The sequence below is a fragment of the Amycolatopsis mongoliensis genome (genome assembly GCF_030285665.1).
GTDB classification, from domain to species: Bacteria; Actinomycetota; Actinomycetes; order Mycobacteriales; family Pseudonocardiaceae; genus Amycolatopsis; species Amycolatopsis mongoliensis.
The window spans coordinates 3,644,630-3,666,829 of sequence record NZ_CP127295.1 but is presented as its reverse complement, the minus strand read 5'-3'; the positions used below and the strand labels follow the sequence as shown (position 1 = coordinate 3,666,829).

Here is a 22,200-nt window from a genome sequence, read left to right as displayed (position 1 = left end):
GGGACACACGCAACAAAAAGGCCCGCACTCTCGCGAGTGCGGGCCTTTCAGAACGTGGAGCTGAGGGGAATCGAACCCCTGACCTTCTCGATGCGAACGAGACGCGCTACCAACTGCGCTACAGCCCCTTGGTTGTGCTCGTAGAGCTTAGCAGTGCCCTACGAGCACTTCGCGGAGGGGGTCACTCTCCGACCGCCCGCCGGTAAGGCCCGGTCCCGGGCTCGTCGAGCTCCTCGAACGCCGGGTCCTCGTCATCCAGATCCACGACCACCGCGCTCCGGCGAACGCGCGAAGTCGGGGACGGGCGGCGCTCGACCACCTCGCGGCGGACCGGCTCGACCACCTCGACGTGCTCGGTCTCCTCGATCGGGTCGTCGTCCTCGATCGGGTCCTCCACCGCCGGACGCGGGGCCGGGCGGCGAGGCGCACGAGTGCTGTTGAAACGCGCGAGGCGGCGCTGCCGGATCTCCTCCTCGATCCGCACCTGGCGGCGCAGGTACACGAGGTAGCCGACGAGCCCGACGTCGATCGCGCCGTGGCCCCACCAGGCCAGCGGGATCAGGAAGCCGGCGACGGCCGCGGTGGCGACCGCGATCACCAGCAGGATGACGACGACGCGCTGCCGGAAGCTGTACTTCGCGCGTGCGGCGATCTCCGCCGCTTCGGGGTCGAAGCCGCCGCGGCCGGGGCGGTAGCCGGCTCGCTCGCGCTCGGCCCGTTCGGCCCGCTCGGCGCGGGACGGCTGCGGGAGCGGTTCGGGCTCCGGTTCCTCGAGGTCGTCATCGAGCTCGAGATCGGCTTCCAGCTCCGCGAGGTCGTCCTCGACCGAAGGCCGGGACTTGACGGACTCCTCGGACATGGCGAATTCCTCCCGGTCTTCGTTGCGTCCACTGCGTACGACCCTGGCCGCCAGCGCGGAGTCAGCCGTACGGGCCACCTGCTGCCGTCGGCGCGCGACCATGGGCACGAGAACGACGAGCCATGCCGCGGCGAGCGCGACGATGATCACGGAGCTGGGCATCTCCCGTCACCTCCCCCGATCCTTCCACCTGAAATCACGCTAGTCACAGGAGTAACAGATCGGACGGAGGCTCGCCGGGTTGGATCACGGAAATGCCTCACCGGATTAGGTGAATCTCACAGCATGTGGTAACGCGCTCACGGACCCGGGTGGGTAATGCCCGTCAGACGTGGTCGGCGCGGCCCGACGCGACCAGCCGCGACACCAGCCCGGCCCCGGTCTCCTCGCGCGTGACGGCGAAGCAGTAGTGGTCCCGCCAGGCGCCCGCGACGTCGAGGTAGCGCTCGAACAGGCCCTCCTGCCGGTAGCCGGCCTTGGTGAGAACCCGCACGCTGGCGACGTTTTCCGGCCGCACGGTGGCCTCCAGCCGGTGCAGCCCGGCCGGGCCGAAGGCGTGGTCGGTGACCAGGGCGACGGCGGCCGTCGCGACCCCGCCGCGGACCACTTCGGACGACACCCAGTAGCCGATCCAGGCGGACCGCAGCGACGCCCGGATGACGTTGCCGACCGTGATCTGCCCGGCGAACCGCCCGTCGAGGGTGATCGTGAACGGCAGGCACTGACCGCGCCGGGCGAGCGAACGCAACGCCGCCCACTGCGACGGCCACGACCAGAAAGCGTTGCGTTCGGGCCACGGGCCGACGCCGGTCGGCTCCCACATCTCGAGGTACGCCCGGTCCCGGAGCCGGATCCGGCTCCACTCGCCGGCGTCGCGCAGCCGCACCGGCCGGATCGCGACCTCCCCGGCGGGCACCCGCAGCGGGCCGAGCCGGGCCGGCCAGCCCGGGTGCCGGCTTTCGACCGGGTAGGACACGCCCGACACGGAGTTCATCAGGCCCGTTGTGCCAGGAAGGTGACCTGGACCTGCTCGCCCGCGGGGACGTCGGTCAGCTCCTCCGGCACGTTGATCAGGCAGTTCGCCTCGGCCAGCGACGCGAGCAGGTGCGCCCCCGACTGGCCGAGCGGCTGGACCAGGTACTCGCCGTTGGCCTCGTCGCGCAGGAGCTGGCCGCGGAGGAAACCGCGCCGCCCCTCGGTCGAGGTGATCGGCGACAGCAGCCGTGCCCCGACGATCCGCCGGTGCGGGTTGCGCGTCCCGCGCGCCGCCCGGATCAGCGGCCGGACCAGCACCTCGAACACGACCAGCGCGCTCATCGGGTTGCCGGGGATGAGGAACGTCGGCACCGAGTCCGGGCCGAGCCTGCCGAACCCCTGCACCGAGCCCGGGTGCATCGCGACCCGCGTCATGTCGATCCGGCCGAGGTCGGACAGTGCGGCGTGGACCTCGTCGCCGGTGGCGCCCCCGGCGCCGCCCGCGACCACGACGATCTCCGACATCAGCAGCCGGCCCTCGACGATCTCCCGCAGCCGCTTCGGCTCGCTCGGCACGATGCCGACCCGGCTGACCTCGGCGCCCGCGTCCCGGGCGGCCGCGGCGAGCGCGTAGGAGTTGACGTCGTAGACCTGCCCGACCGACGGCGTCCGGTCGATGTCGACCAGCTCGTCGCCGACCGACACGATCGACACCCGCGGCCGCGGGTAGACGAGGACCTTCGCCCGGCCGACCGCCGCCAGCAGGCCGACCTGCGCCGAGCCGATCGTGTCGCCGCGGCGCACCGCGACGTCACCGATCTGGACGTCCTCGCCGGCCCGGCGCACGTACCCCGCCGAGGGCACCGAGCGGTGCACGGTGACCCGGGCCTGGTGCCCGTCGGTGTAGGCGAGCGGCACGACCGCGTCGGCCAGCGTCGGCAGCGGTGCGCCGGTGTCGACCCGCACGGCCTGGCCGGGCTGCAGGCGCCGCGGCTGGCGCGAGCCCGCCGCGATCTCCCCGACGACCGGCAGCTGCACCGGCTCCTGCCCGGCGGTGCGCACGTCGACGCTGCGCACGGCGTAACCGTCGATCGCGGCCTGGTCGAACCCGGGCAGCGCGTGCTCGGCGACCACCTCCTCGGCGCAGAGCAGCCCCTGGGCCTCGGAGATCGCCACGCGCACCGGCTGGGGCCGGACGGCGGCGTCCAAGGTCATCGAGATCTGCGCGTCGACCGAGCGCAGCTCGGTCTCGTCCCCGGCCACCTCGGGCCGCGCCGCGTCGAGGGATTCCGTCATGGGCGATCTGTCCCGATCCGTTCCGTCAGCCACGCCCGTAAAGATGGACCGTACTCGGGCGTTTCAAGCGCGAAATCGACCGCGGCGCGCAGGAAACCACCCGGATTCCCCAGGTCGTGGCGTCCGCCGCGGTGCACGACGACGTGGACCGGGTGTCCCTCGGCGATCAGCAGCGCGACCGCGTCGGTCAGCTGCAGCTCGCCGCCGCTGCCCGGGGTGATCCGCTTCAGCGCGTCGAAGATCGCCCGATCGAGCAGGTAGCGCCCGGCCGCGGCGTACGTCGACGGCGCGTCCTCCGGCTTCGGCTTCTCGACCATCCCGTGCACGCGCTTGACGTCTTCGTCGTCGGTGTCGGTGACGTCGAAGACGCCGTACGGCGAGATCTCGGCCTTCGGGATGTCGAACGCGCAGAGCACGCTGCCGCCGAACTGCGCCCGCACGGCGCTCATCCGCTCGAGCACGCCGGTGGGCAGCACGAGGTCGTCCGGGAGCAGCACCGCGACGGCTTCGTCGTCGGGCGTCAGGTTCGGCTCGGCCTGCGCGACCGCGTGGCCGAGGCCGAGGGCCTGCTCCTGGATGGCGGTCTCGACGGCGAGCAGCGCGGGCCCGCGGCGGACCTTCTCGAGGAGTTCCGTCTTGCCCTTGTCCTTCAGGTTCTGCTCCAGCTCGGGCTGGGCTTCGAAGTACTTGACGACGGCTTCCTTGCCCGGCGAGGTCACGATGACCAGGCGTTCCGCCCCCGCGGCGGCGGCTTCGGCCGCGACCAGCTCGATCCCCGGCGTGTCCACCACCGGCAGCAGTTCCTTGGGCACGGCCTTCGTCGCCGGCAGGAAGCGTGTCCCGAGGCCGGCGGCCGGCACGATGGCGGTTCTGAACGTCTGGGTGGTTGCGGCGCCCGTCATGGGCGCAGAGCCTAACGTGAGGTCATGCACGCGCTGGGCAATGAGCACCTGAGCAAGGCGGAGTGGCGCACCCGGCTGACGCGCGCGCGAGCGGACCAGACCGCCGAATCGCACGCCCAGGACGCGTCGGCGCTGGTCAGCGCGGTGTCGAAGGTCACATCCGGCACGGTGTGCGCGTACCTGCCGTTCGGCACCGAGCCGGGCACGACGGCGCTCGTCGACGCGCTGGCGGCCGGTGGCGCGCGGGTGCTGCTCCCAGTCATCCTGCCGGTGCCGGGCCCGCTCGACTGGGCCGAGTACACGGGCGAGGCGGATCTCGTGCCCAGCCGGTTCCGCGGGATCCGCGAACCCGGCGGAAAACGCCTGGGTACCGACGCCGTGGGCGCGGCGGAGCTGGTCCTGGTCCCCGCGCTGGCCGTCGACCACCGGGGCGTCCGGCTCGGCCGGGGCGCCGGCCACTACGATCGCTCGCTGGTGTTCGCCGCGGCCGGCGCGACGCTGCTGGCCGTCGTCCGGGACGAAGAGCTGGTCGAACGGCTGCCCGGGGAACCCCACGACGTGCGCATGAGCGGGGTCCTGACCCCTGCTCGCGGCGTGCTCGACCTGCCGATGTGAGCAAGCAGGAATTGCTTTCGGGGAATGTTTTCCAGCACAATCGGGTTGGCACTCTAGTCGGACGAGTGCCAGCAAAGGAGCCCTCAGTGCCTACGTACCAGTACGCCTGCAAAGAATGCGACCACCGGTTCGAAGCCGTGCAGTCGTTCTCGGACCCCAGCCTGACCGTGTGCCCGCAGTGCTCCGGCACGCTGCGCAAGGTGTTCAGCTCGGTCGGCGTGGTCTTCAAGGGCAGCGGGTTCTACCGCACCGACTCGCGCGACTCGGCCAAGTCGAGCACCGTCGCGACCCCGGCGAAGACCGAGACCAAGACGGAGACGAAGTCGGACACGAGCTCGGCATCCTCCTCCTCGGGTACGACGAAAACGACCGCCGCGGCCTCCTGACCGGCGAAGTTGTCCACAACACCCCGGTTGTCCACAGATGCCGGACGCGGCCCTTCCGGCGGTCCGTCCGGCTCCCTAACGTCGATCTCGTGCGGCACACCGCCGCACCCGATCCGACCGAGGGGGCACCGTGGACGTGGCGGCGAAGTTCCGCACTCCTGATCTGACCCGGCTGCAGGGCCGGCGGACACGGCTCATCCGCCGTTGGCTCGCCGCCGGCCTGCTGCTGGCCGGTGCGCTGCTGTTCGCACACCCCGGCTCCGCGCGGGGCGCGCCGACGACTCCGACCGTCGTCGCGGCGCACGACCTCCCTTCCGGCGCGCGTCTGCGCGCTCTCGACCTCCGGCTGGCCGACCTCCCGGATTCCGCACGTCCGGCGGGTGCGTTGAGCTCGCTGGACGGCGTCGACGGCCGGCTGCTGGCGGGCGCCGTCCGCGCCGGCGAACCCCTGACCGACGTCCGGCTGGCGACGACCCTCCCCGGCTCGGGTGATCCCGGCACGGCGACGGTGCCGGTGCGCCTGGCCGACGCCGGCGTCGCCGAGTTGCTGGAGCCCGGCGGGCACGTCGACGTCGTCGCGGCGCCGGAACCGGGCGTGCCCGCGTCCGTGCTGGCCGACGGCGCGACGGTGGTGGCGGTCGGGCACCGGGAGGCGTCCGCGGCGAAGGGGCCGCTGGTGCTGCTGAGGCTCCCGGACGCGATCGCAACGAGGGTGGCGGCGATTTCACTGGAGCGTCCGGTAACGGTTACTCTCCGCTAGCCCACCCCCTGTTCGTGAGGAGAGCAAGTTGTTCAAGGGTTTCAAGGACTTCCTGATGCGCGGCAACGTCGTCGATCTCGCCGTCGCGGTGGTCATCGGCTCGGCGTTCACGGCGATCGTCACGGCGTTCACCAACGGTCTCATCAAGCCGCTGATCAGCACGATCGGCGGCACGGACGCCGCGAAGGGCCTCGGCTACCAGATCTTCGCCAACAACGAGGCCACGTTCCTGGACTTCGGCGGCGTGATCAACGCGGCGATCAACTTCGTGCTCGTCGCGGCGGTCGTCTACTTCGTCATCGTGCTGCCGGTGAAGCACGTTCAGGAGCGCCGCAAGCGTGGTCAGGAGCCGGGCCCGTCCGAGCCGACCGACGTCGAGCTGCTGATCGAGATCCGCGACCTCCTGCGCGCTCAGTCGCAGCGTGGCACCGGCCGCGACTGAGCGGGTCAGCGATCGTGGTGTGGCGGCCGGTTCTCCCGGTACCAGTCGTCCGGGAGCCCGGTGCGCCGGTCGGGGTCGCGTTCGTCGGAGGTCGTCTCGGGCAGGACGTCCCCGAAGATCTCGTCGACCCGGCGGCGCTGCTCACTGCTGGTCTTGGGGTCGCGCTTCTGCCCGGGCATGCCCTCAGTCTCCCATGACTCGGTGATTGACAACTCCAGAGCGAACGGCGAAGCCGCGTCCGTCCCCGGACACGCTTCAGGCCGGGAGCGACGTCATCCCCGTCGCCCCCGGCCCGGCACTGCGAAGATCAGACCTCTTCGAGGCCCGAAAGCTCGTCGATCACGTGCGGCACGAGCGAGGTCAGCGTCGCCATCCCGTCGCGCACCGCGGACCGCGACCCGGCGAGGTTGACCACCAGCGTGCTCCCCGACACCCCGGCGAGCCCGCGCGAGATCCCGGCGTCCACGGCCCCGGCCGCCAGCCCGGACGCCCGGATGGCCTCGCTGATGCCCGGGATCGGCCGGTCGAGGACACCGGCGGTGGCGTCCGGTGTGCGGTCGCGCGGCAGCACACCGGTGCCGCCGACCGTGATCACCAGGTCGGCGCCGCCGATCACGGCAGTGTTGAGCGCGTTGCGGATACCCGCGGTCTCGGCCTCGACGACCACGACACCGTCGACGATGAAACCCGCTTCTTCGAGCAGTTCCGTGACCAGCGGGCCAGTGGTGTCCTCGTGCTCGCCGTGCGCCACGCGATCGTCCACGATGACCACGAGGGCCCGTCCCAGCCGTTGTGCACTCCGTTCCATGGCGCCCACCGTAGTCGGTTTCGACCTCCCGGCGCCGGGAGGTGCCGGGTGAGTTCTGACGATTCCGTGACGTGCCCGCGCGCGGCCGGGCACGCCGGTCCGCGGGCCCCTAGCGTGGCCGGGGTGCGCGTACTGGTCACCGGCGGAGCCGGGTTCATCGGGTCCCACATCGCCGATCTACTGGCCGACGGCGGTGACGAGGTCGTGGTCCTCGACAACCTCCTCCCCACGGCCCACGGCTCCCGCACCCCGCCGGCGTACACCGGCAGGCACCGGTTCCTGCGCGGCGACGTCACCGACGCCGAGATCGTCGCCGAGCTGCTGGACGGCGTCGACGCGGTCTGCCACCAGGCGGCGGTGGTCGGGCACGGCGTCGACCCGTCGGACGCACCGTCGTACGCCCTGCACAACGACTACGGCACGGCGGTCCTGCTGGCCGGGATGCACGCGGCCGGGGTGCGGAAGCTCGTGCTGGCGTCCTCGATGGTCGTCTACGGCGAAGGCCGGTACGCGTGCCCGGACCACGGCGTCGTCCCGCCGTCGCCGCGCCGCGCGTCCGATGTGGACGCCGGCCGGTTCGAGCCGCGGTGCCCGGCCTGCGGGGCCGAACTGAGCTGGCGGCTGGTGCCCGAGGACGCGCCGCTGAACCCCCGCAGCACGTACGCGGCGACGAAGCTCGCGCAGGAACACCTGGCCGGTGCGTGGGCGCGTCAGACGGGCGGCAGCGTGTGGGCCATGCGCTACCACAACGTCTACGGCCCGCGGATGCCGCGGAACACCCCGTACGCCGGGGTGGCGTCACTGTTCCGTTCGGCCCTCGAGCGCGGCGAAGCACCACTGGTGCTGGAGGACGGCCGCCAGCAGCGCGACTTCGTGCACGTCCACGACGTCGCCAGGGCGAACGTCCTGGCGCTTCGGACAGCCGGCCCGGCCGGCGACAGCACGCCGGTCAACGTCTGCTCCGGCACCCCGCACACGGTCGGCGAACTGGCCGGGGAGCTGGCGCGCGCCTGCGCCGGCCCGGCGCCGAAGGTGGCCGGCGGTGCCCGTCCGGCCGACGTCCGCCACGTGGTCGCCGACCCGGCCCGCGCCCGCGAGCTGCTGGGCTTCACGGCGGAAATCGGCTTCGAAAAGGGAATCGCCGACTTCGCGACGGCGGAACTGCGCGCCCCGGTCTGACCCCGGGAATAGTTCGATCGCAATCGAACTTGCCACGGTCATGCAGCGGATCACGGTGGGCGGCTACACGATCGAAGCACTGACCGACGGGCTCGTCCGGCTCCCGACCCCGTTCTTCCCCGGCCTGGACCCGGCCGAGCACTCCGGAGTCCTCGACCCCGACGGCACGGTGCACGTGCCGGTCGGTGGGTTCCTGGTCCGCGGCCGAGGCCGGACGATCCTGGTCGACGCCGGGTTCGGACCGCGGGAGATGGGTTACCCGGACGGCATGGCCCCGGCGGGCGGAGACCCGGCACCGATGGGAGTCGGCGGCGACCTCCTGACGGCGTTGGGCGGAGCCGGCGTGCGGCCCGAGGACGTCGACACCGTCTTCGTCACGCACCTGCACTCCGACCACGTGGGCTGGCTGGCCCCCGAAGGCACGCCGGCCTTCGGACAGGCGCGGATCGTCCACGGGGCAGCGGACTGGCAGCCGCTGATCGGCGGGCTGCCCCACGACGACTGGAGCCGCATCGGACTCGAGGCGGTGCGGGCGGCCGGCAGCATCGAGGCGATCCACGGCGACGCCGTGGCGCTGGCCCCGGGCATCACCGCGCGGCACACGCCGGGCCACACTCCCGGCCACTACGTGCTGGACGTCGAGGCGGACGACGAGCGCCTGGTCCTGCTCGGCGACGTCATCCACACCCCGGTCCAGCTGCGCGACGACCGGGTTCGATTCATCGGCGACCACGACCCGGACGAGGCCGCCCGCACCCGGCAGCGGTGGCTGGCCGAGATCGCGGGCACGAGCACGGTGATCGCGGCCGCCCACTTCCCCGGCATGGAGTTCCTGAGGCTGGATCCGGACCGCACGCCCCGAGCCGTCTAGGACATCGCCAGCGGCAGCCGGACCTCGAACCGGCACCCGGGCCCGTGGTTGTGGACGCCGATCTTCCCGCGGTGGGCCTCCACCAGCCCCTTGGTGATGGCCAGCCCGAGCCCGCCGCCGCTGGTCGTCCCGCCGCGCTCGGGCGTGCGGGCCTGCGTCCCGCGGAAGGCGACGTCGAAGACGCGGCTGATCTCGTCGTCGGGGATGCCGCCGCAGGAGTCGTCGACGGCGAGGAGGGCCTCGTCGCCGTCGACGCCGATCTGCACCGCGACCGTCCCGTCGGGCGGGGTGTGCCGGATCGCGTTGGACACCAGGTTCCGCACGATCCGGGCCAGTTCCGGGTCGCTGCCGGTCACGACCGGCCAGGTCGACGCGTTGGCGAGCACGCGAACGCGTTTGCGCTCGGCGACCGGCGACTGGGCGGCGACGGCGTCGCTGACGACGTCCCGCAGCGGTACCGCGGACATGGTGAGCTCGAGGGCGCCGGCGGTGATGCGCGAGAGCTCGAACAGGTCGCCGACCATCGCGGACAGCCGGGTGGTCTCGCCGCTGATCCGCTGGGCGTAGTCGGCGATCTCGTCGCGTTCGGACACCACCCCGTCGGCCAGCGCTTCGGCCATCGCCTGGATGCCGGCCAAGGGACTGCGCAGGTCGTGGCTGATCCACGCGACCAGCTCGCGCCGCGACGCCTCGGCCGCGCGCTCGCGGTCGCGCGCCTCCCGCTCCCACACGCTGCGGCGCGCGATGGCCCGGCCAAGGATGATCGCCGCCGGCACGGTGACCACGGCGACGAGCAGGCAGACCAGCAGCATCGTGGTGAGCGCCGTGGTGAACATGAACCCGCTGACGCCCAGGACGCCGACCAGCGTGGCGAGCACCGGGATCAGCACCAGCACCGTGAGCGTGGTGGCCAGCGCCCCGCGGCGCAGGACGTACAGCGCGACACCGCCGAGCGCAGCCACCGGCAGCGAGAACAGCAGCGCGAGCGGCAGGATGTGCCAGAGGTGCGTCAGCATCTCGCCGAAGGACTCGCCGGGTTCGATCACGGCTGCTCCCGGTCGTAGCGGTAGCCGACACCCCACACTGTCGCCACCCGGGTCGGCTTGGCCGGATCGCGCTCGATCTTCTCCCGCAACCGTCGCACGTGGACGGTCACGGTGGACTGGTCGCCGAAGTCCCAGCCCCACACCTTCTCGAGCAGGTCCGCGCGCGAGTAGGCGACCCCGGGGTGGGCCAGGAAGAACGCGAGCAGATCGAACTCCCGGGTGGTCAGCGGCAGTTCGCGGCCGGCGAGCGTCGCGGTGCGCGCGGTCATCTGCAGGCGCAGGTCGCCGTCCGCCAGCTCGGCGGCGGCCGGTTCCGGACGCGGCATCCGCGCGCGGCGCAGCACCGAAGCGACGCGGAGGGCGAGTTCCTTGGGACTGAAGGGTTTCGTGACGTAGTCGTCGGCGCCGAGCTGGAGCCCGGCGATCCGGTTCTCCTCCTCACCGAGGGCGGTGAGCATCACGATCGGCACCTGGCTGACCTGGCGCAGCCGCTTGCACACCTCGAGCCCGTTGATCCCCGGCATCATGACGTCGAGGACGACGAGGTCCGGCTCGTGGGCGGCGAACTGGGCCAGCCCTTCGGCGCCGTCGCCGGCCTGGTCGACGGTGAACCCGGCCACCTCGAGGTAGCGGCGCACGACGTCGCGGACCGTCTCGTCGTCGTCGACCACGAGCACGCGCCCGGCCTGATCGTTCATCACGTCTCCCTCACCAGCCGGTCAGCAGCAGGTGGTTGACCGCCAGCGCCGTCGCCGCCTGGGCGGCGAGCCACCACCGGCGCCCGGGCCGCGGCAGCAGGGCCGTCAGCGGCAGCAACCACACCCCGAACGGTAGCCAGATCCGTTCGGTCTCGGCCTTCGACAGGCCCGAGACGTCGGCGAACACGATGGTGAGCAGGGCGGCGGCGCCGAGGAGCAGCACCGGGTCGGTGAGCAGGCCGCGACGCGGTCCGGCGAGCCCCCGCCGGACGGCGGCCACCACGGCGGGGCCGAGCGCGACGACCACCGCCGCCAGATCGGCCCAGACCCAGTACGAGTAGGGCCGGACCAGCGCGACGCCCTGGTAGTAGCGCTCGACGACCAGGTGGTAGCCGTCGAGCCACCAGAAGCCCGCCCACGCGAAGGCGCCGACGACGGCCAGCGCCGCCACCACGGCCAGGGCGGCGGCCCGCCACTGCCGGCCGAGGACGGCCACGGCCGTCGCGAGGAGGCCGAGCAGCACCAGGCCGTACGAAAGGAAGATCCCGAAGCCGAGCAGCACACCGGCGCCCAGCCCGGCCGGGACGGCGTACCGGCTGCCACGGCTGAACCCCTTGGCGGACAACGCGAGCAGCGCCAGTCCGGTGGCGGTCGTCCCGGCGAACAGGCCGTCCGCCGACACTCCGATCCACACCGCGCCGGGCGTCAGGACGGCGAAGGGCAGCACCGCGCGGGCCGCGTCGGGCCGGTCCAGCAGGGCGACTGCGGCGGGCACGGCCACCGCGACCAGGCCGCCGACGAGCACGACGGCCGTTGCGGCCCACGCGCCGCCGTGCAGGCCGAGCCGGTCCAGCCAGACGAAGACGAGCGTCGCGCCCGGCGGGTGCCCGGACACGTGCGTCGTCCACGAGTTCGGCTGGAAGTCGAGGATGCGGGAGGAGAACTCGCGCACCATCCGCGGGATGTCGGTGATCCCGGGGACCTCGTGGAGGTACTCCTGCGGGATGGTCAGCCGGCCGGCGAACCCGCGAGCCCAGCCGTCGACCATGGCCAGCGAGAAGATCCAGGCGAGCGAGGCCAGGTAGCCGGCGGCGAGCGCCCGTCGCCACGGCAGGCGGGCGGCCAGAGTGCGTCCGTGGAGCACCACCGCGACGGCGATGAGCACGGCGAACACCGAGCCGGGGCCGACGTGCGGGAGCCAGTCGGCGAACAAGGGCGGCGACGACACGAAGATGACGACGCCGGAGTGGGGCCGGTTGTAGTACGAGCCGACCGCGGCGGCCGCGGCCACGAGCACCGCGGCCACCGCGACGGCGAGGAGATCGGCCCGGTGGGCGCGGCGCCCGGGCCGATCAGGTGCCGGGAGATCGGGTTCGCGGGCAGGCGGCTCGGCGAGCCGGGCTGCCGGGTTCGGCTCGCTCATCGCTGTCCACCATAAGTCCGCGGGCGAGGATCCGCGTCGCCGCGGAAGCAGCCGTAACGACCCGGTAAGAACTGGTCACTCGTCATGATTCAGTAAGGAGCACAAGGGTTTTCCACAGTCCATCCCGGACTTACGGTCAGCGCCGTGACTGACTCAGGAGTGGACGTCGTCCTCCCTTGCCTCGATGAAGCGGGCGCCCTGCCCGATGTGCTGGCCGGACTGCCCCCGGGCTACCGCGCGATCGTGGTCGACAACGGTTCGGCCGACGGCTCGCCCGAAGTGGCGGCCTCGCTCGGTGCGAAGGTTGTCCACGAACCGCGCCGCGGCTACGGCGCGGCCGTGCACACCGGCCTGGAGGCCGCCACGGCGGACATCGTGTGTTTCGCCGACGCCGACGGGTCCCTCGACCTCGGCGACCTGCCGCGGCTGGTGACCGCGGTCGAGGGTGGCGCCGACCTGGCCGTCGGGCGGCGGGTGCCGACCGGGCCCGGGGTGTGGCCGTGGCACGCGAGAGCCGGCAACGTCGTGCTGGCGCGGCTGCTGCGCGGCCGCGGGCTGCCGGTGCGGGACATCGCACCGCTGCGGGCCGCGGACCGGCGGGCGCTGCTCGGCCTGGGCGTCACGGACCGCGCGTTCGGCTACCCGCTCGAGTTGCTGATCAAGGCCCAGCGGGCCGGGTGGCGGGTGCGCGAGTTCGACGTCCGCTACAGCGAGCGCGCCAAGGGGACCAAGTCGAAGGTGTCCGGCTCGGTGCGGGGCACGCTGCGCGCGGTCCGCGACTTCGGGCGGGTGCTGGCGCGATGACGGCCCGGTTCGTGCTGCTGGTCGTGGCCAAGGCGCCGGTGCCGGGGTTCGCCAAGACCCGGCTCTGCCCGCCGGCGACTCCGGCGCAGGCGGCGCAGATCGCCGCGGCCGCCCTGCTCGACACGCTCGACGCCGTGTGCGCGGTGCCGGGCGCCGCGCCTGTCGTCGCGATGACCGGCGACCTCGGCGCCGCCGTCTCGGCCACCGAAATCGGGGCGGCACTGCGCCGGGTGACCATGATCCCGCAGCGGGGCTGGGACTTCGGCGCCCGGCTGGCGAACGCCCACGCGGACGCCGCCGCGGTCCATGCGGGCCTCCCGATCCTGCAGATCGGCATGGACACCCCGCAGGTCACGCCCGAGTCGCTCGCCGCGGCGGCCGCGCCGGTCGCGCACGGCGTCCACGACTCGGTGCTCGGCCCGGCCGAGGACGGCGGCTGGTGGGCGCTGGGGCTCGCCGACCCGCGGCACGCGCAGGTCTTGGCTGGCGTCCCGATGTCGCGCGACGACACCGGCGAACGCACTTTGCGTGCGCTCGGCGCCTGCGGGCTGCGGCCGCGGCCGGCCGCAAAACTGTCCGATGTGGACACGATGGCGGACGCTCGCGCGGTGGCGGCGGCGTGCCCGGACGGCCGGTTCGCGCGCGCCGTCGCGGCGGTCCGGGGGCGGGCGGTCGCATGAGGACGGCACTCATCGGCAACGAGTTCGACCGCGGCCTGCTCGGCCACCGGTGCTGGCTCGAACTGGCCGACGGCGAACGGGTCGAGCTGCCCGTCGAACGGTGGGGCGCGCCGTCCGACGGCGACGAGGTCCTGCTCGACGCCTGCGCCGGCCCGACCCTCGACATCGGCTGCGGCCCGGGCCGGCTCACCGCGGCCCTGGCCGGACGCGGGATCGTCGCGCTGGGCGTGGACAGCTCGCGCACGGCCGTCCGGCTGACGCGCCGCCGCGGCGGGAACGCGTTGCACCGCAACGTCTTCGACCACGTTCCCGGCGAAGGACGGTGGCGGCACGCCCTGCTCGCCGACGGCAACATCGGCATCGGCGGCGACCCGGTGGCCCTGCTGCGGCGCACGGCGCAGCTGGTCGCCCGCGACGGTGACGTCCTCGTCGAACTGGAGCCGCCCGGCCGCGGGCTGCGGCACGAACGCGTCCGGCTACGGCCCGGGCACGCCGACGTCGCCTGGTTCACCTGGGCGTGGGTCGGCGTCGACGCGATAGCCGAAGTGGCTGTCCGCGCCGGGTTCCGCGTCGGCTGGACCACCCGGCACGGCCACCGCTGGTTCGCCCGGTTGGAGCGGTCTTGAAGCTGCCGATCCCGAAGGAAGAACACTTCAAGGCACCGGCGCACGACGAGCGCGTGACGTCGAAGATCGGGCTGGCGCTGGCGGTCACGTTCACGACGTGCTTCGTCACCGGCCTGATCAGCCACCTGATCCAGCACCCGCCGGAGTGGTTCTGGTGGCCCAGCCGGCCGGTCGGGCTCTACCGCGTCACGCAGGGGCTGCACGTGATCTCCGGCGTGGCGTCGATCCCGCTGCTGCTGGCGAAGCTGTGGAGCGTCTACCCGAAGCTGTTCGGCCGGCCGCTCGTCCGCTCACTGCCGCACGCCCTGGAGCGCCTTTCGATCCTGGTGCTCTCGGGTGCGGCGTTCTTCGAGCTGACGACCGGGCTGCTGAACGTCGCGCAGAACTACCCGTGGGGCTTCTACTTCCCGCAGGTGCACTACGCGGTCGCGTGGCTGGCGATCGGGTCGATCCTGGTGCACGTCGCGGTGAAGCTGCCGGTCGTCCGGCGGGCGCTGAGCCGCGGGACACCCGAAGAGGAGCCGCCGGCCGCCGGGCTGTCCCGGCGCGGGTTCCTGCGCACCACCGGGCTCGCGACGGGCGTCGCCGTCGTGGCCACGGCCGGCGCGACGGTCCCGTTCCTGCGCGGGGTTTCCGGCCTCGCCTGGAAGACGGGCAAGGGCACGCAGCACCTCCCGGTGAACCGCACGGCGGCGGCCGCGGGCGTGACGTGGTCGACGACCTGGCGGCTCTCGGTGGTGACGCCACGCGGCACGACGAAGTTCTCGCTCGACGAACTGCGTGCGCTGCCGCAGACGACGGCCGAGCTGCCGATCGCGTGCGTCGAGGGCTGGAGCCAGTCGGCGACGTGGCGCGGGATTTCCCTGCCCGCGCTGCTGAAAGCCGTCGGCGCGCCACCGGGCACGGCTTTGCGAGTGTCGTCTTCGGAACGTTCCGGGCTGTACGGCGTCAGCGTCCTGCCCGGCGAGCACACCGCCGACGAGCTGACGCTGCTCGCGCTGGAGCTGAACGGCGAGGTGCTCGACCTCGACCACGGCTTCCCCTGCCGGATCATCGCCCCGAACCGGCCCGGGGTGCTGCAGACGAAGTGGGTCACGAAGCTGGAGGCGCTGTGAAGACCGCTCGCGCTCTGCTCGCCCTGCCGGGCCTCGCGGCGCTGGCGTGGGGCGTGGTGCTGTTCGCGGAGTACGCGTTCCCCGTGCGCCCGGACGTGGTCGGCACGGTGGGCTGGATCGTCGGCGGCCCGCTGATCAACGACGGCGTCGTCGCCCCGCTGACGGCGGTGCTCGGCATCGTCCTGGCCCGCGTCCTCCCGCACCCTTGGCGGGTTCCGGTGGTCACGGGCACGGTCCTCACCGGAGTCCTGCTGATCCTGGCGTTCCCGCTGCTCTGGCGCCCGTACGGAACGCCCCCGATGCCCGGCCTCCACGACGGCGACCCGGCCCTGGGCCTCGCCCTGACCCTGGCCGCGGTCTGGCTGGCCGTGCTCCTGACCGCCCTCGTCCGCCGTGTCGTCCCGCCGATCACGCGTGCCGACCCTCCAATCACGCGTGATGCCCCCTCAATCACGCGTGATGCCCCTCCAGACACGCGAACCGACCGTCCCGGCACCTGAACCCGGCACAAATGCGGCCACGCGCGACCGGCATCGAGTGCCCGGTCGCGCGTGGCCTTGTGGGTCCGGCCCCGAGAAGCGGGGGTCGAGCCAGTGCTGGTCTCGGCCGCGCCGAGGCGGCCGAGCGTCTGGAAGGGATCAGTTGGCCGGGACGGGCTGGCCGCCGAGCGTCACCTCGACCGTACGGCCGTCGGAGAGGGTGAACGTCGCCTTCTCGTCCGGGGCGCGGGTGCGGATGGCGGCGACCAGCGTGTCGGACTTGTCGATGTTCCGGTCGTCGATCTTCGTCACGATGTCGCCGGACTTGAGGCCGGCCTTCTCCGCCGGGCTGCCCGGGGTGATCGCACCCAGCTTCGCGCCGCCCTGCGGAGCGTCCGTGACCTGCGCGCCGATGTAGGTCTGCACCGCCTGGCCGGTCTTGATGATCGTGTCCGCCGTCCGGCGGGCCTGGTCGATCGGGATCGCGAACCCGATGCCGACGTTGCCGCTCTCGGAGCCCTGGCCCTGGCCACCGGACGCCGACTGCGGGCTGTAGATCGCCGAGTTGATGCCGATGACCTGGCCGGACATGTTGGCCAGCGGACCACCCGAGTTGCCCGGGTTGATCGCCGCGTCGGTCTGGACGGCGTCCATCACCGTCTCCTGGCCGCCCTGACCGCCGCCGGCGCGCACCGGCCGGTGCAGCGAGCTGACGATGCCCGAGGTGACCGTGCCGGCCAGCTCGAACGGCGACCCGATGGCGACGACCGACTGGCCGACCCTCAGGTCGTCGGACCGGCCGATCTCCACCGGGGTCAGGTTGTTGACGCCGTCGACCTTGACGACCGCGATGTCGGTCGTCGGGTCGCGGCCGACGACCTTGGCGGCGGCCTTCTTGCCGTCCTGGAACACGGCCTGGATCTGGCCGCCGTTCGCGGCGACCTCGACGACGTGGTTGTTGGTCAGGATGTAGCCGTCGGTGCTGATGACGAACCCGGAGCCCTCGCCGGCCCCCTGCTGCCCGCTCACCTGCAGCTCGACGACGCTCGGCGACAGCTTCTGCGCGACCGCCTCGACCGAGCCGGCGGGGGCGTTGCCGGTCTGCTGGGCGGGCTTCGGCGCGTCGAGCGCGTTGCCCACCGGGCCGTTGGACGCGCCGCCGGTGAGGTAGCCGACCGTCCCGCCCGCGATGCCGCCGACCAGCAGCGCGACCAGCGCGACGCCGGCGAGCAGCTTCCCGCCGGACCGTTTCGGCTGCGCGGGCGGCGCCGTCGGCGCGCCGTAGGCGGACGTGCCGGGCTGCGCGTACGGATTGGGGTTCGGCGGCGGGTAGACGCTCTGCTGGGTCTGGCCCGACGCGGACCAGGGGTTCGGGTTCGGCGCGTTGTAGGACGGATCGGCCCCGGTCACCGCGTGGTAGGACGGCTCCGGCGCCGAGTACTGCGGCGTACCGCCGGACTCGGGCGTGGCGGCCTGGTCACCGTACGGGCTCCCCGACCAACCGCCCTGAGCGGCCTGCTGGCCGGTCTCGGGGCTCCGCGGCGCCGCGGGGTCGTGCGCAGTGGGGTCGTTCTCGGTCATGTCATCACCTTGCGGGACGGTCCTGAGAGGTTCCTGAGCCGAACCTGTGCATCGGAGATGAGTATGGCCGGATCAGCCCGCCGCGCGGAGCCGTTCCGCGATTTGCTCCGGTGTCGCGTCGTTGACCCACACCGCCATGCCCGATTCGGACCCCGCCAGGTACTTCAGCTTGTCCTTGGCGCGCAACACGGAAAACAGTTCCAGGTGGAGCCAGCCGAGCTCGCGGTCGCGGCGCACCGGCGCCTGGTGCCACGCCGCGATGTACGGCAGCGGCCGGTCGTACAGCGCGTCACACCGGCGCAGGACGTCGAGGTAGACGTCGGCGAAGTCGTCGCGCTCGGCGTCGGTCAGCGCGGGGATGTCCGGCACCTGCCGGTGCGGCACCACGTGGACCTCGATCGGCCACCGGGCCGCCGGCGGCACGTACGCCGTCCAGTGTTCGCCGGACGCCACCACGCGCGCCCCGGACTTCTGTTCCGCGGCCAGCACGTCGCCGAGCACCGGGCGGCCGTGGTCGGCCTGGTAGGCGCGGGCGACGTCGAGCATCCGCTCGGTCTTCGGCGTGACGAACGGGTAACCGTAGATCTGCCCGTGCGGGTGCGAAAGCGTGACGCCGATCTCTTCGCCGCGGTTCTCGAACGGGAAGACCTGTTCCACACCGGGCACTTCGGACAGCGCGGCGGTGCGGTCGGACCACGCGTCGACGACGGCGCGCACCTGCTTCGCACTCAGCCGCGAGAAGGCGCCGTCGTGGTCGCTGGTGAAGCAGACGACCTCGCAGCGGCCACGGCCGGGCCGCACCGGCACCAGTCCCAAGCCATCCACAGTGGACGGCTCGCCGACGACATCCTCGGCGAAGGAGGGAAAGCGGTTCTCGAAGACGACGACGTCGTAGTCGCTTTCGGGGATTTCACTCGGCTTGCCGGGCTTGCTCGGGCACAGCGGACAGAGGTCCGCGGGCGGCTTGTAGGTCCGCGTCTGCCGGTGCGCGGCCATCGCGACCCACTCACCGGTCAGCGGGTCCAGCCGGATCTCCGACGCGGCCGAAACCGGCGGCAGGTCGCGGGTGTCCTCGGCGACGCGGTCGGGCGCGCCGGGCTGGTCGAAATAGATGATCTCCCGGCCGTCGGCCAGGTGTCGCACGGTCCGCTTCACGCTTCTTCGGCCTCGACCGTCTCCGCCGTCTCGGCGATCATGAGTTCCGTTGCCCTTTCGGCGAGTATTTCCTTGGCATCGTCGGGAATCCCGTCATCGGTGACGACGACGTCGGCCTCGTCCAGGTCGGCGATCGTGGAGATCCCGACGGTGCCCCACTTGGTGTGGTCGGCGAGCACGACGAGCTTGCGCCCGGCCTCGACCAGCGCGCGGTCGGTCTCGCTCTCGGTGAGGTTCGGCGTGGTGAACCCGGGCCCGTCGGCCATGCCGTGCACGCCGAGGAAGACGACGTCGAGGTGCAGCGACCGCAGGCTGTGCACGGCGACCGGCCCGACCAGCGCATCCGACGGCGTCCGCACCCCGCCGGTGAGCACGACGGTGCGCTCCGGCTGCGTCGACCCGCGGAGCACGTCGGCGACCTGGATCGAGTTGGTCACGATGGTGAGCCCCGGGATGGCGTCGAGCGCGCGGGCGAGCGTCCACGTGGTCGTGCCGGCGGAGATGCCGATCGCGGTGCCGGGCCGCACGAGCGTTGCGGCGAGCTCGGCGATGGCCTCCTTCTGCGCGCGCTGGCGCACGGACTTCGCCTCGAAGCCGGGTTCGTCGGTGCTCTTGCCGACGATCGAAGTGGCGCCGCCGTAGACCTTCTCGACGAGCCCGCGCCCGGCGAGGACGTCGAGATCCCGGCGCACCGTCATGTCGGAGACACCCAGCCTGGTCACGAGGTCACTGACCCGGACCGCACCCGTCCGGCGTGCCTCTTCCAGGATCACCGCCTGTCGCTGACGCGCAAGCACCGCTCAACTCCGTCCCCGTCACACCCCAACCACACAAAATCCTACACGATTCAACACGGTATCCGCAGGGCTGACGTGGGTGAACTTTTGAACGCGCAGGTCACAGCACGATCGGCAGCATCACACCCCAGCCGAACAACACCACTACGGGCGAGGCCAGCGCAACCCGCCACGCGGGCGGCAGCTCGTCCGCGGTGACGAGCGCCGCGAGCAGGTAGCAGCCGGCGACCACGGCGGAGAACGCCCAGTACGGCACCTCCCCCACGTCGAGCACGGTGGTGATCAACGCCAGGACGGCGAACGGCCCGCCGAGCGCGACGGGCCAGGCCGGGCGGACGCGGGCCAGCGCCATGAGCACATACGCGAGCAACGCCCCGCCGAGCAGCACGAGCGGGACGACGAGGAGCGCGACGAGAAAGCACGCCGCGCCGGTGCACAGGTCCTGGTACGGCAACTGGAACACCCTCAACGCCAGCGTCGCTAGCAGCCCGCTCGCCGCCGCGACGAGACATCGGCGGACCGGCTCGCGACAGGACATCCGCCGATCCTGGCCGAAGCCGTCCCCGGTGTCCCGGAAACGCCCGGATCAGCCGGGCGCCCCCGGCAGCCGGATCGTCATCAACGCGCCACCCTCGGGGGCCCGCGAGGCGTACACCGCGCCGCCGTGCCGCTCGGCCGCGTGCTTCACGATCGCCAGGCCGAGGCCGGAACCGGGCAGCGTCCGCGCCTCCGACGAGCGGTAGAAGCGGTCGAACACCTTGGGCAGGTCCTCCTCGGCGATGCCCGGGCCGGCGTCGGCCACCTCGACCACGGCGGTGCCGTCGCCGAGCGGGTACAGCCGCACCCAGACCGTCGCGTCCGGCGGCGAGAACTTCACCGCGTTGTCCAGCAGGTTCAGCACCGCTCGCTCGATCGAACTGTTGTCGCCGGTGAGCACCCACGGCTGCAGCGAGACGTCGAAGTTGATCTCGCCCGCGCGCCGCCGCGCCCGGTCGAGTGCCCGCTCCACGACGTCCAGCAGCTCGACGCGCTCGAAGCGCTCGCGCGGCTCGTCCTGGCGCGCGAGCTCGACGAGGTCGCCGATGAGCTGCGTCAGCTCGTCGAGCTGGCCGCTGATGTCGGCGACGATGTCGATCCGGTCCTCATCCGGCAGCGGTGGCGCGCCCGGTTTGCTCGCGGCGAGCAGCAGTTCGAGGTTGGTGCGCAGCGACGTCAACGGCGTCCGCAGCTCGTGTCCCGCGTCCGCGACCAGCTGGCGCTGGCGTTCCTGCGAGTCCGCGACCGTGCCGAGCATGGTGTTGAAACTCTGGGTGAGGCGCGCCAGCTCGTCGTCGCCGCTGACCGGGATCGGCCGCAGGTCGCCCGTCTTCGCGACGCGCTCGGCGGCCGACGTCAGCCGGTCGACCGGCCGCAACCCGGTCCGCGCGACGGCGGTGCCCGCGGCCGCGGCGACCAGGATGCCGGCCCCGCCGATGAGGAACAGCACCAGAGCGAGCTCGTTCAGGGTGCGTTTCGTCGGGCCCATCGACTGGGCGAGCACGATGGCCTCGCCGTGCCCGGACGGCAGCGCGACCACGCGGCTGTCGGTGCGGAGGTCCGTCCGCAGCGACTCCGCCGAATCGCCGTTGGCGACGTTCAGCTCGCGCTGGTCGAACGGCGGCGGCGAGCTCGACAGCGGGTAGGTCATCACGGCGTGCTGGACGTCGGGAGCCGCGTTGAGCTGCCCGATCTGCAGGTCGGCGCTGGCCAGGAACGCGCCCGGCACCTGCCGCAGCTCGGTCCCCACCTGCGGGGAGTCGACCGCGGCCTGCGCCCGCGCCATGAGGCCGTCGTCCAGCTGCTGGTAGAGGTTGCTGCGCACGACCATGAACGCGCCGATCGACACCAGCGCGACGGCGCCGGCGACACAGGCCGCGGCGAGCAGCGTCACCCGGCCGCGCAGCGAGAACCGGCGCGTCCCCCAGCGCGTGCCGCGAGGGTCGCCGGGTTCGGTCACGGCGGGGTTTCCCTCAGGACGTACCCCACTCCCCGCACCGTGTGGATCAGCCTCGGCTCCCCCTCCGCCTCCGTCTTGCGGCGCAAGTAGCCGACGTAAACCTCCAGCGCGTTGCCCGACGTCGGGAAGTCGTAACCCCATACTTCCTCCAGGATCCGGCCCCGCGTGAGGACGTGCTTCGGGTAGGAAAGGAACAGCTCCAGCAGCGCGAACTCGGTCCGGGTCAGGCTGATCTCGCGGCCGCCGCGGCGGACCTCGCGCGTGCCCGGGTCGAGCGTCAGGTCCGCGAAGGACAGCATCTCGGAAGCCTGGCCGTTCGGGGCCTCCGGGCTGGCCCGGCGCAGCAGCGCCCGCAGCCGGGCGAGCAGCTCCTCCAGCGCGAACGGCTTCGGCAGGTAGTCGTCGGCGCCGGCGTCCAGCCCGGACACCCGGTCGGAGACGGTGTCGCGGGCGGTGAGCACGAGGATCGGCAGGTCGTCGCCGGTGCTGCGCAGGCGGCGGGCCACCTCGAGCCCGTCGAGCCGGGGCATCATGACGTCGAGGACCATGGCGTCCGGCCGGTCGGCGATGATCGCTTCCAGGGCCTGCGCACCGTCGCTGGCCAGCTGGACCTGGTAGCCGTTGAACTCCAGGGACCGCCGGAGCGACTCACGGACGGCGCGGTCGTCGTCCACCACAAGGATGCGCATGGCGACAGTTTTACTCAG

26 protein-coding genes and 1 tRNA gene are annotated in these 22,200 nt (G+C 72.6%); 11 read left to right on the top strand and 16 right to left on the bottom strand.

Annotation, left to right across the window (positions count from 1 at the left end):
• Positions 1-55 precede the first annotated feature (55 nt).
• From QRX60_RS17975 to QRX60_RS17955, 5 genes are all read right to left on the bottom strand, one after another.
• Positions 56-128 (bottom strand) — tRNA-Ala (locus QRX60_RS17975).
• 53 nt (positions 129-181) lie between these two features.
• Positions 182-1,021, bottom strand: coding sequence for a divisome protein SepX/GlpR (gene sepX / locus QRX60_RS17970; protein WP_286001925.1), 840 nt, complete (start codon positions 1,019-1,021; stop codon positions 182-184).
• A gap of 163 nt (positions 1,022-1,184) precedes the next feature.
• Positions 1,185-1,853: a GNAT family N-acetyltransferase gene (locus QRX60_RS17965; protein ID WP_286001924.1), complete on the bottom strand. Its 669-nt coding sequence runs from the start codon at positions 1,851-1,853 to the stop codon at positions 1,185-1,187.
• Entirely contained in the window at positions 1,853-3,130 is a 1,278-nt protein-coding gene (glp, locus tag QRX60_RS17960; protein WP_286001923.1) for a molybdotransferase-like divisome protein Glp, read from the bottom strand. The genes QRX60_RS17965 and glp overlap by 1 nt, the downstream gene beginning before the upstream one ends.
• Positions 3,127-4,032 (bottom strand): UTP--glucose-1-phosphate uridylyltransferase, encoded by a 906-nt coding sequence (locus tag QRX60_RS17955; RefSeq protein ID WP_286001922.1) that lies wholly within the window; start codon positions 4,030-4,032, stop codon positions 3,127-3,129. Before QRX60_RS17955 ends, glp begins: the two co-directional genes overlap by 4 nt.
• A 24-nt stretch (positions 4,033-4,056) precedes the next feature.
• On the opposite strand from QRX60_RS17955, the gene QRX60_RS17950 reads away from it, so the two are divergent.
• The 4 genes from QRX60_RS17950 (at position 4,057) to mscL (ending at position 6,235) form a co-directional block, all read left to right on the top strand.
• Positions 4,057-4,647, top strand: a complete 591-nt coding sequence (locus tag QRX60_RS17950; protein WP_286001921.1) for a 5-formyltetrahydrofolate cyclo-ligase — start codon at positions 4,057-4,059, stop codon at positions 4,645-4,647.
• An 86-nt stretch (positions 4,648-4,733) separates the two neighbouring features.
• Positions 4,734-5,033: an FmdB family zinc ribbon protein gene (locus QRX60_RS17945; protein ID WP_286001920.1), complete on the top strand. Its 300-nt coding sequence runs from the start codon at positions 4,734-4,736 to the stop codon at positions 5,031-5,033.
• A 130-nt stretch (positions 5,034-5,163) separates the two neighbouring features.
• On the top strand, positions 5,164-5,793 hold the full coding sequence (locus tag QRX60_RS17940; protein ID WP_286001919.1) for an SAF domain-containing protein: 630 nt from the start codon (positions 5,164-5,166) through the stop codon (positions 5,791-5,793).
• Positions 5,794-5,821: 28 nt separating this feature from the next.
• Positions 5,822-6,235 carry a large-conductance mechanosensitive channel protein MscL gene (gene mscL / locus QRX60_RS17935; RefSeq protein WP_286001918.1) on the top strand — a complete coding sequence of 138 codons (414 nt, stop codon included), beginning with the start codon at positions 5,822-5,824 and terminating at the stop codon, positions 6,233-6,235.
• Positions 6,236-6,240: 5 nt separating this feature from the next.
• Here mscL and QRX60_RS17930 read toward each other — a convergent pair whose 3' ends face one another.
• A complete protein-coding gene (locus QRX60_RS17930; RefSeq protein WP_286001917.1) occupies positions 6,241-6,414 on the bottom strand; it encodes a hypothetical protein in 174 nt (57 codons plus the stop codon).
• Between the two features lie 128 nt (positions 6,415-6,542).
• Entirely contained in the window at positions 6,543-7,043 is a 501-nt protein-coding gene (locus tag QRX60_RS17925) for a MogA/MoaB family molybdenum cofactor biosynthesis protein (RefSeq protein ID WP_013230045.1), read from the bottom strand.
• A 123-nt stretch (positions 7,044-7,166) separates the two neighbouring features.
• On the opposite strand from QRX60_RS17925, the gene QRX60_RS17920 reads away from it, so the two are divergent.
• Complete coding sequence (locus QRX60_RS17920; protein WP_286001916.1) at positions 7,167-8,222, top strand: NAD-dependent epimerase/dehydratase family protein; 1,056 nt, start codon at positions 7,167-7,169, stop codon at positions 8,220-8,222.
• A 40-nt stretch (positions 8,223-8,262) separates the two neighbouring features.
• A complete protein-coding gene (locus tag QRX60_RS17915) occupies positions 8,263-9,093 on the top strand; it encodes an MBL fold metallo-hydrolase (protein WP_286001915.1) in 831 nt (276 codons plus the stop codon).
• Here QRX60_RS17915 and QRX60_RS17910 read toward each other — a convergent pair.
• Genes QRX60_RS17910 through QRX60_RS17900 form a run of 3 tightly spaced genes read right to left on the bottom strand, consistent with a single transcriptional unit; the run spans position 9,090 to position 12,260 of the window.
• Entirely contained in the window at positions 9,090-10,139 is a 1,050-nt protein-coding gene (locus QRX60_RS17910) for a sensor histidine kinase (protein WP_286001914.1), read from the bottom strand. The two genes, QRX60_RS17915 and QRX60_RS17910, sit on opposite strands and share 4 nt — an antisense overlap.
• Positions 10,136-10,837 (bottom strand): response regulator transcription factor, encoded by a 702-nt coding sequence (locus QRX60_RS17905; RefSeq protein ID WP_286001913.1) that lies wholly within the window; start codon positions 10,835-10,837, stop codon positions 10,136-10,138. The genes QRX60_RS17910 and QRX60_RS17905 overlap by 4 nt, the downstream gene beginning before the upstream one ends.
• Before the next feature lie 10 nt (positions 10,838-10,847).
• Positions 10,848-12,260 carry a hypothetical protein gene (locus QRX60_RS17900; protein ID WP_286001912.1) on the bottom strand — a complete coding sequence of 471 codons (1,413 nt, stop codon included), beginning with the start codon at positions 12,258-12,260 and terminating at the stop codon, positions 10,848-10,850.
• A gap of 159 nt (positions 12,261-12,419) precedes the next feature.
• Here QRX60_RS17900 and QRX60_RS17895 point away from each other — a divergent pair, with 159 nt between their 5' ends.
• The 5 genes from QRX60_RS17895 to QRX60_RS17875 are packed head-to-tail and all read left to right on the top strand — an operon-like array spanning position 12,420 to position 15,985.
• Positions 12,420-13,064 carry a glycosyltransferase family 2 protein gene (locus QRX60_RS17895; protein ID WP_286003621.1) on the top strand — a complete coding sequence of 215 codons (645 nt, stop codon included), beginning with the start codon at positions 12,420-12,422 and terminating at the stop codon, positions 13,062-13,064.
• Positions 13,061-13,744: a TIGR04282 family arsenosugar biosynthesis glycosyltransferase gene (locus QRX60_RS17890; protein ID WP_286001911.1), complete on the top strand. Its 684-nt coding sequence runs from the start codon at positions 13,061-13,063 to the stop codon at positions 13,742-13,744. Before QRX60_RS17895 ends, QRX60_RS17890 begins: the two co-directional genes overlap by 4 nt.
• Complete coding sequence (locus QRX60_RS17885) at positions 13,741-14,370, top strand: methyltransferase domain-containing protein (RefSeq protein WP_286001910.1); 630 nt, start codon at positions 13,741-13,743, stop codon at positions 14,368-14,370. The genes QRX60_RS17890 and QRX60_RS17885 overlap by 4 nt, the downstream gene beginning before the upstream one ends.
• A complete protein-coding gene (locus QRX60_RS17880) occupies positions 14,367-15,485 on the top strand; it encodes a molybdopterin-dependent oxidoreductase (RefSeq protein ID WP_286001909.1) in 1,119 nt (372 codons plus the stop codon). The genes QRX60_RS17885 and QRX60_RS17880 overlap by 4 nt, the downstream gene beginning before the upstream one ends.
• Positions 15,482-15,985, top strand: coding sequence for a hypothetical protein (locus QRX60_RS17875; RefSeq protein WP_286001908.1), 504 nt, complete (start codon positions 15,482-15,484; stop codon positions 15,983-15,985). The genes QRX60_RS17880 and QRX60_RS17875 overlap by 4 nt, the downstream gene beginning before the upstream one ends.
• Positions 15,986-16,123: 138 nt before the next feature.
• Here QRX60_RS17875 and QRX60_RS17870 read toward each other — a convergent pair whose 3' ends face one another.
• The 6 genes from QRX60_RS17870 to QRX60_RS17845 all read right to left on the bottom strand — a co-directional run bounded on the left by QRX60_RS17870 (position 16,124) and on the right by QRX60_RS17845 (position 22,182).
• On the bottom strand, positions 16,124-17,545 hold the full coding sequence (locus tag QRX60_RS17870; protein WP_286001907.1) for a S1C family serine protease: 1,422 nt from the start codon (positions 17,543-17,545) through the stop codon (positions 16,124-16,126).
• A gap of 72 nt (positions 17,546-17,617) precedes the next feature.
• Positions 17,618-18,700 carry a galactose-1-phosphate uridylyltransferase gene (gene galT / locus QRX60_RS17865; RefSeq protein WP_286001906.1) on the bottom strand — a complete coding sequence of 361 codons (1,083 nt, stop codon included), beginning with the start codon at positions 18,698-18,700 and terminating at the stop codon, positions 17,618-17,620.
• A complete protein-coding gene (locus tag QRX60_RS17860) occupies positions 18,697-19,497 on the bottom strand; it encodes a DeoR/GlpR family DNA-binding transcription regulator (protein WP_286001905.1) in 801 nt (266 codons plus the stop codon). The genes galT and QRX60_RS17860 overlap by 4 nt, the downstream gene beginning before the upstream one ends.
• Before the next feature lie 100 nt (positions 19,498-19,597).
• The gene (locus QRX60_RS17855; RefSeq protein ID WP_286001904.1) at positions 19,598-20,035 is read right to left on the bottom strand and encodes a hypothetical protein; all 438 of its coding nucleotides are present in this window, start codon (positions 20,033-20,035) and stop codon (positions 19,598-19,600) included.
• A gap of 48 nt (positions 20,036-20,083) precedes the next feature.
• Positions 20,084-21,493 (bottom strand): HAMP domain-containing sensor histidine kinase, encoded by a 1,410-nt coding sequence (locus QRX60_RS17850; protein ID WP_286001903.1) that lies wholly within the window; start codon positions 21,491-21,493, stop codon positions 20,084-20,086.
• Positions 21,490-22,182 (bottom strand): response regulator transcription factor, encoded by a 693-nt coding sequence (locus QRX60_RS17845; protein ID WP_286001902.1) that lies wholly within the window; start codon positions 22,180-22,182, stop codon positions 21,490-21,492. Before QRX60_RS17845 ends, QRX60_RS17850 begins: the two co-directional genes overlap by 4 nt.
• Positions 22,183-22,200: the final 18 nt, after the last annotated feature.

Coding starts and splice junctions, on each gene's coding strand:
- QRX60_RS17900 (WP_286001912.1), bottom strand. CDS start 12,260: ATGAGCGAGCCGAACCCGGCAGCCCGGCTCGCCGAGCCGCCTGCCCGC.
- QRX60_RS17890 (WP_286001911.1), top strand. CDS start 13,061: ATGACGGCCCGGTTCGTGCTGCTGGTCGTGGCCAAGGCGCCGGTGCCG.
- QRX60_RS17965 (WP_286001924.1), bottom strand. CDS start 1,853: ATGAACTCCGTGTCGGGCGTGTCCTACCCGGTCGAAAGCCGGCACCCG.
- QRX60_RS17955 (WP_286001922.1), bottom strand. CDS start 4,032: ATGACGGGCGCCGCAACCACCCAGACGTTCAGAACCGCCATCGTGCCG.
- QRX60_RS17845 (WP_286001902.1), bottom strand. CDS start 22,182: ATGCGCATCCTTGTGGTGGACGACGACCGCGCCGTCCGTGAGTCGCTC.
- sepX (WP_286001925.1), bottom strand. CDS start 1,021: ATGCCCAGCTCCGTGATCATCGTCGCGCTCGCCGCGGCATGGCTCGTC.
- QRX60_RS17870 (WP_286001907.1), bottom strand. CDS start 17,545: ATGACCGAGAACGACCCCACTGCGCACGACCCCGCGGCGCCGCGGAGC.
- QRX60_RS17905 (WP_286001913.1), bottom strand. CDS start 10,837: ATGAACGATCAGGCCGGGCGCGTGCTCGTGGTCGACGACGACGAGACG.
- QRX60_RS17885 (WP_286001910.1), top strand. CDS start 13,741: ATGAGGACGGCACTCATCGGCAACGAGTTCGACCGCGGCCTGCTCGGC.
- QRX60_RS17915 (WP_286001915.1), top strand. CDS start 8,263: ATGCAGCGGATCACGGTGGGCGGCTACACGATCGAAGCACTGACCGAC.
- QRX60_RS17855 (WP_286001904.1), bottom strand. CDS start 20,035: ATGTCCTGTCGCGAGCCGGTCCGCCGATGTCTCGTCGCGGCGGCGAGC.
- glp (WP_286001923.1), bottom strand. CDS start 3,130: ATGACGGAATCCCTCGACGCGGCGCGGCCCGAGGTGGCCGGGGACGAG.
- QRX60_RS17950 (WP_286001921.1), top strand. CDS start 4,057: ATGCACGCGCTGGGCAATGAGCACCTGAGCAAGGCGGAGTGGCGCACC.
- QRX60_RS17930 (WP_286001917.1), bottom strand. CDS start 6,414: ATGCCCGGGCAGAAGCGCGACCCCAAGACCAGCAGTGAGCAGCGCCGC.
- QRX60_RS17925 (WP_013230045.1), bottom strand. CDS start 7,043: ATGGAACGGAGTGCACAACGGCTGGGACGGGCCCTCGTGGTCATCGTG.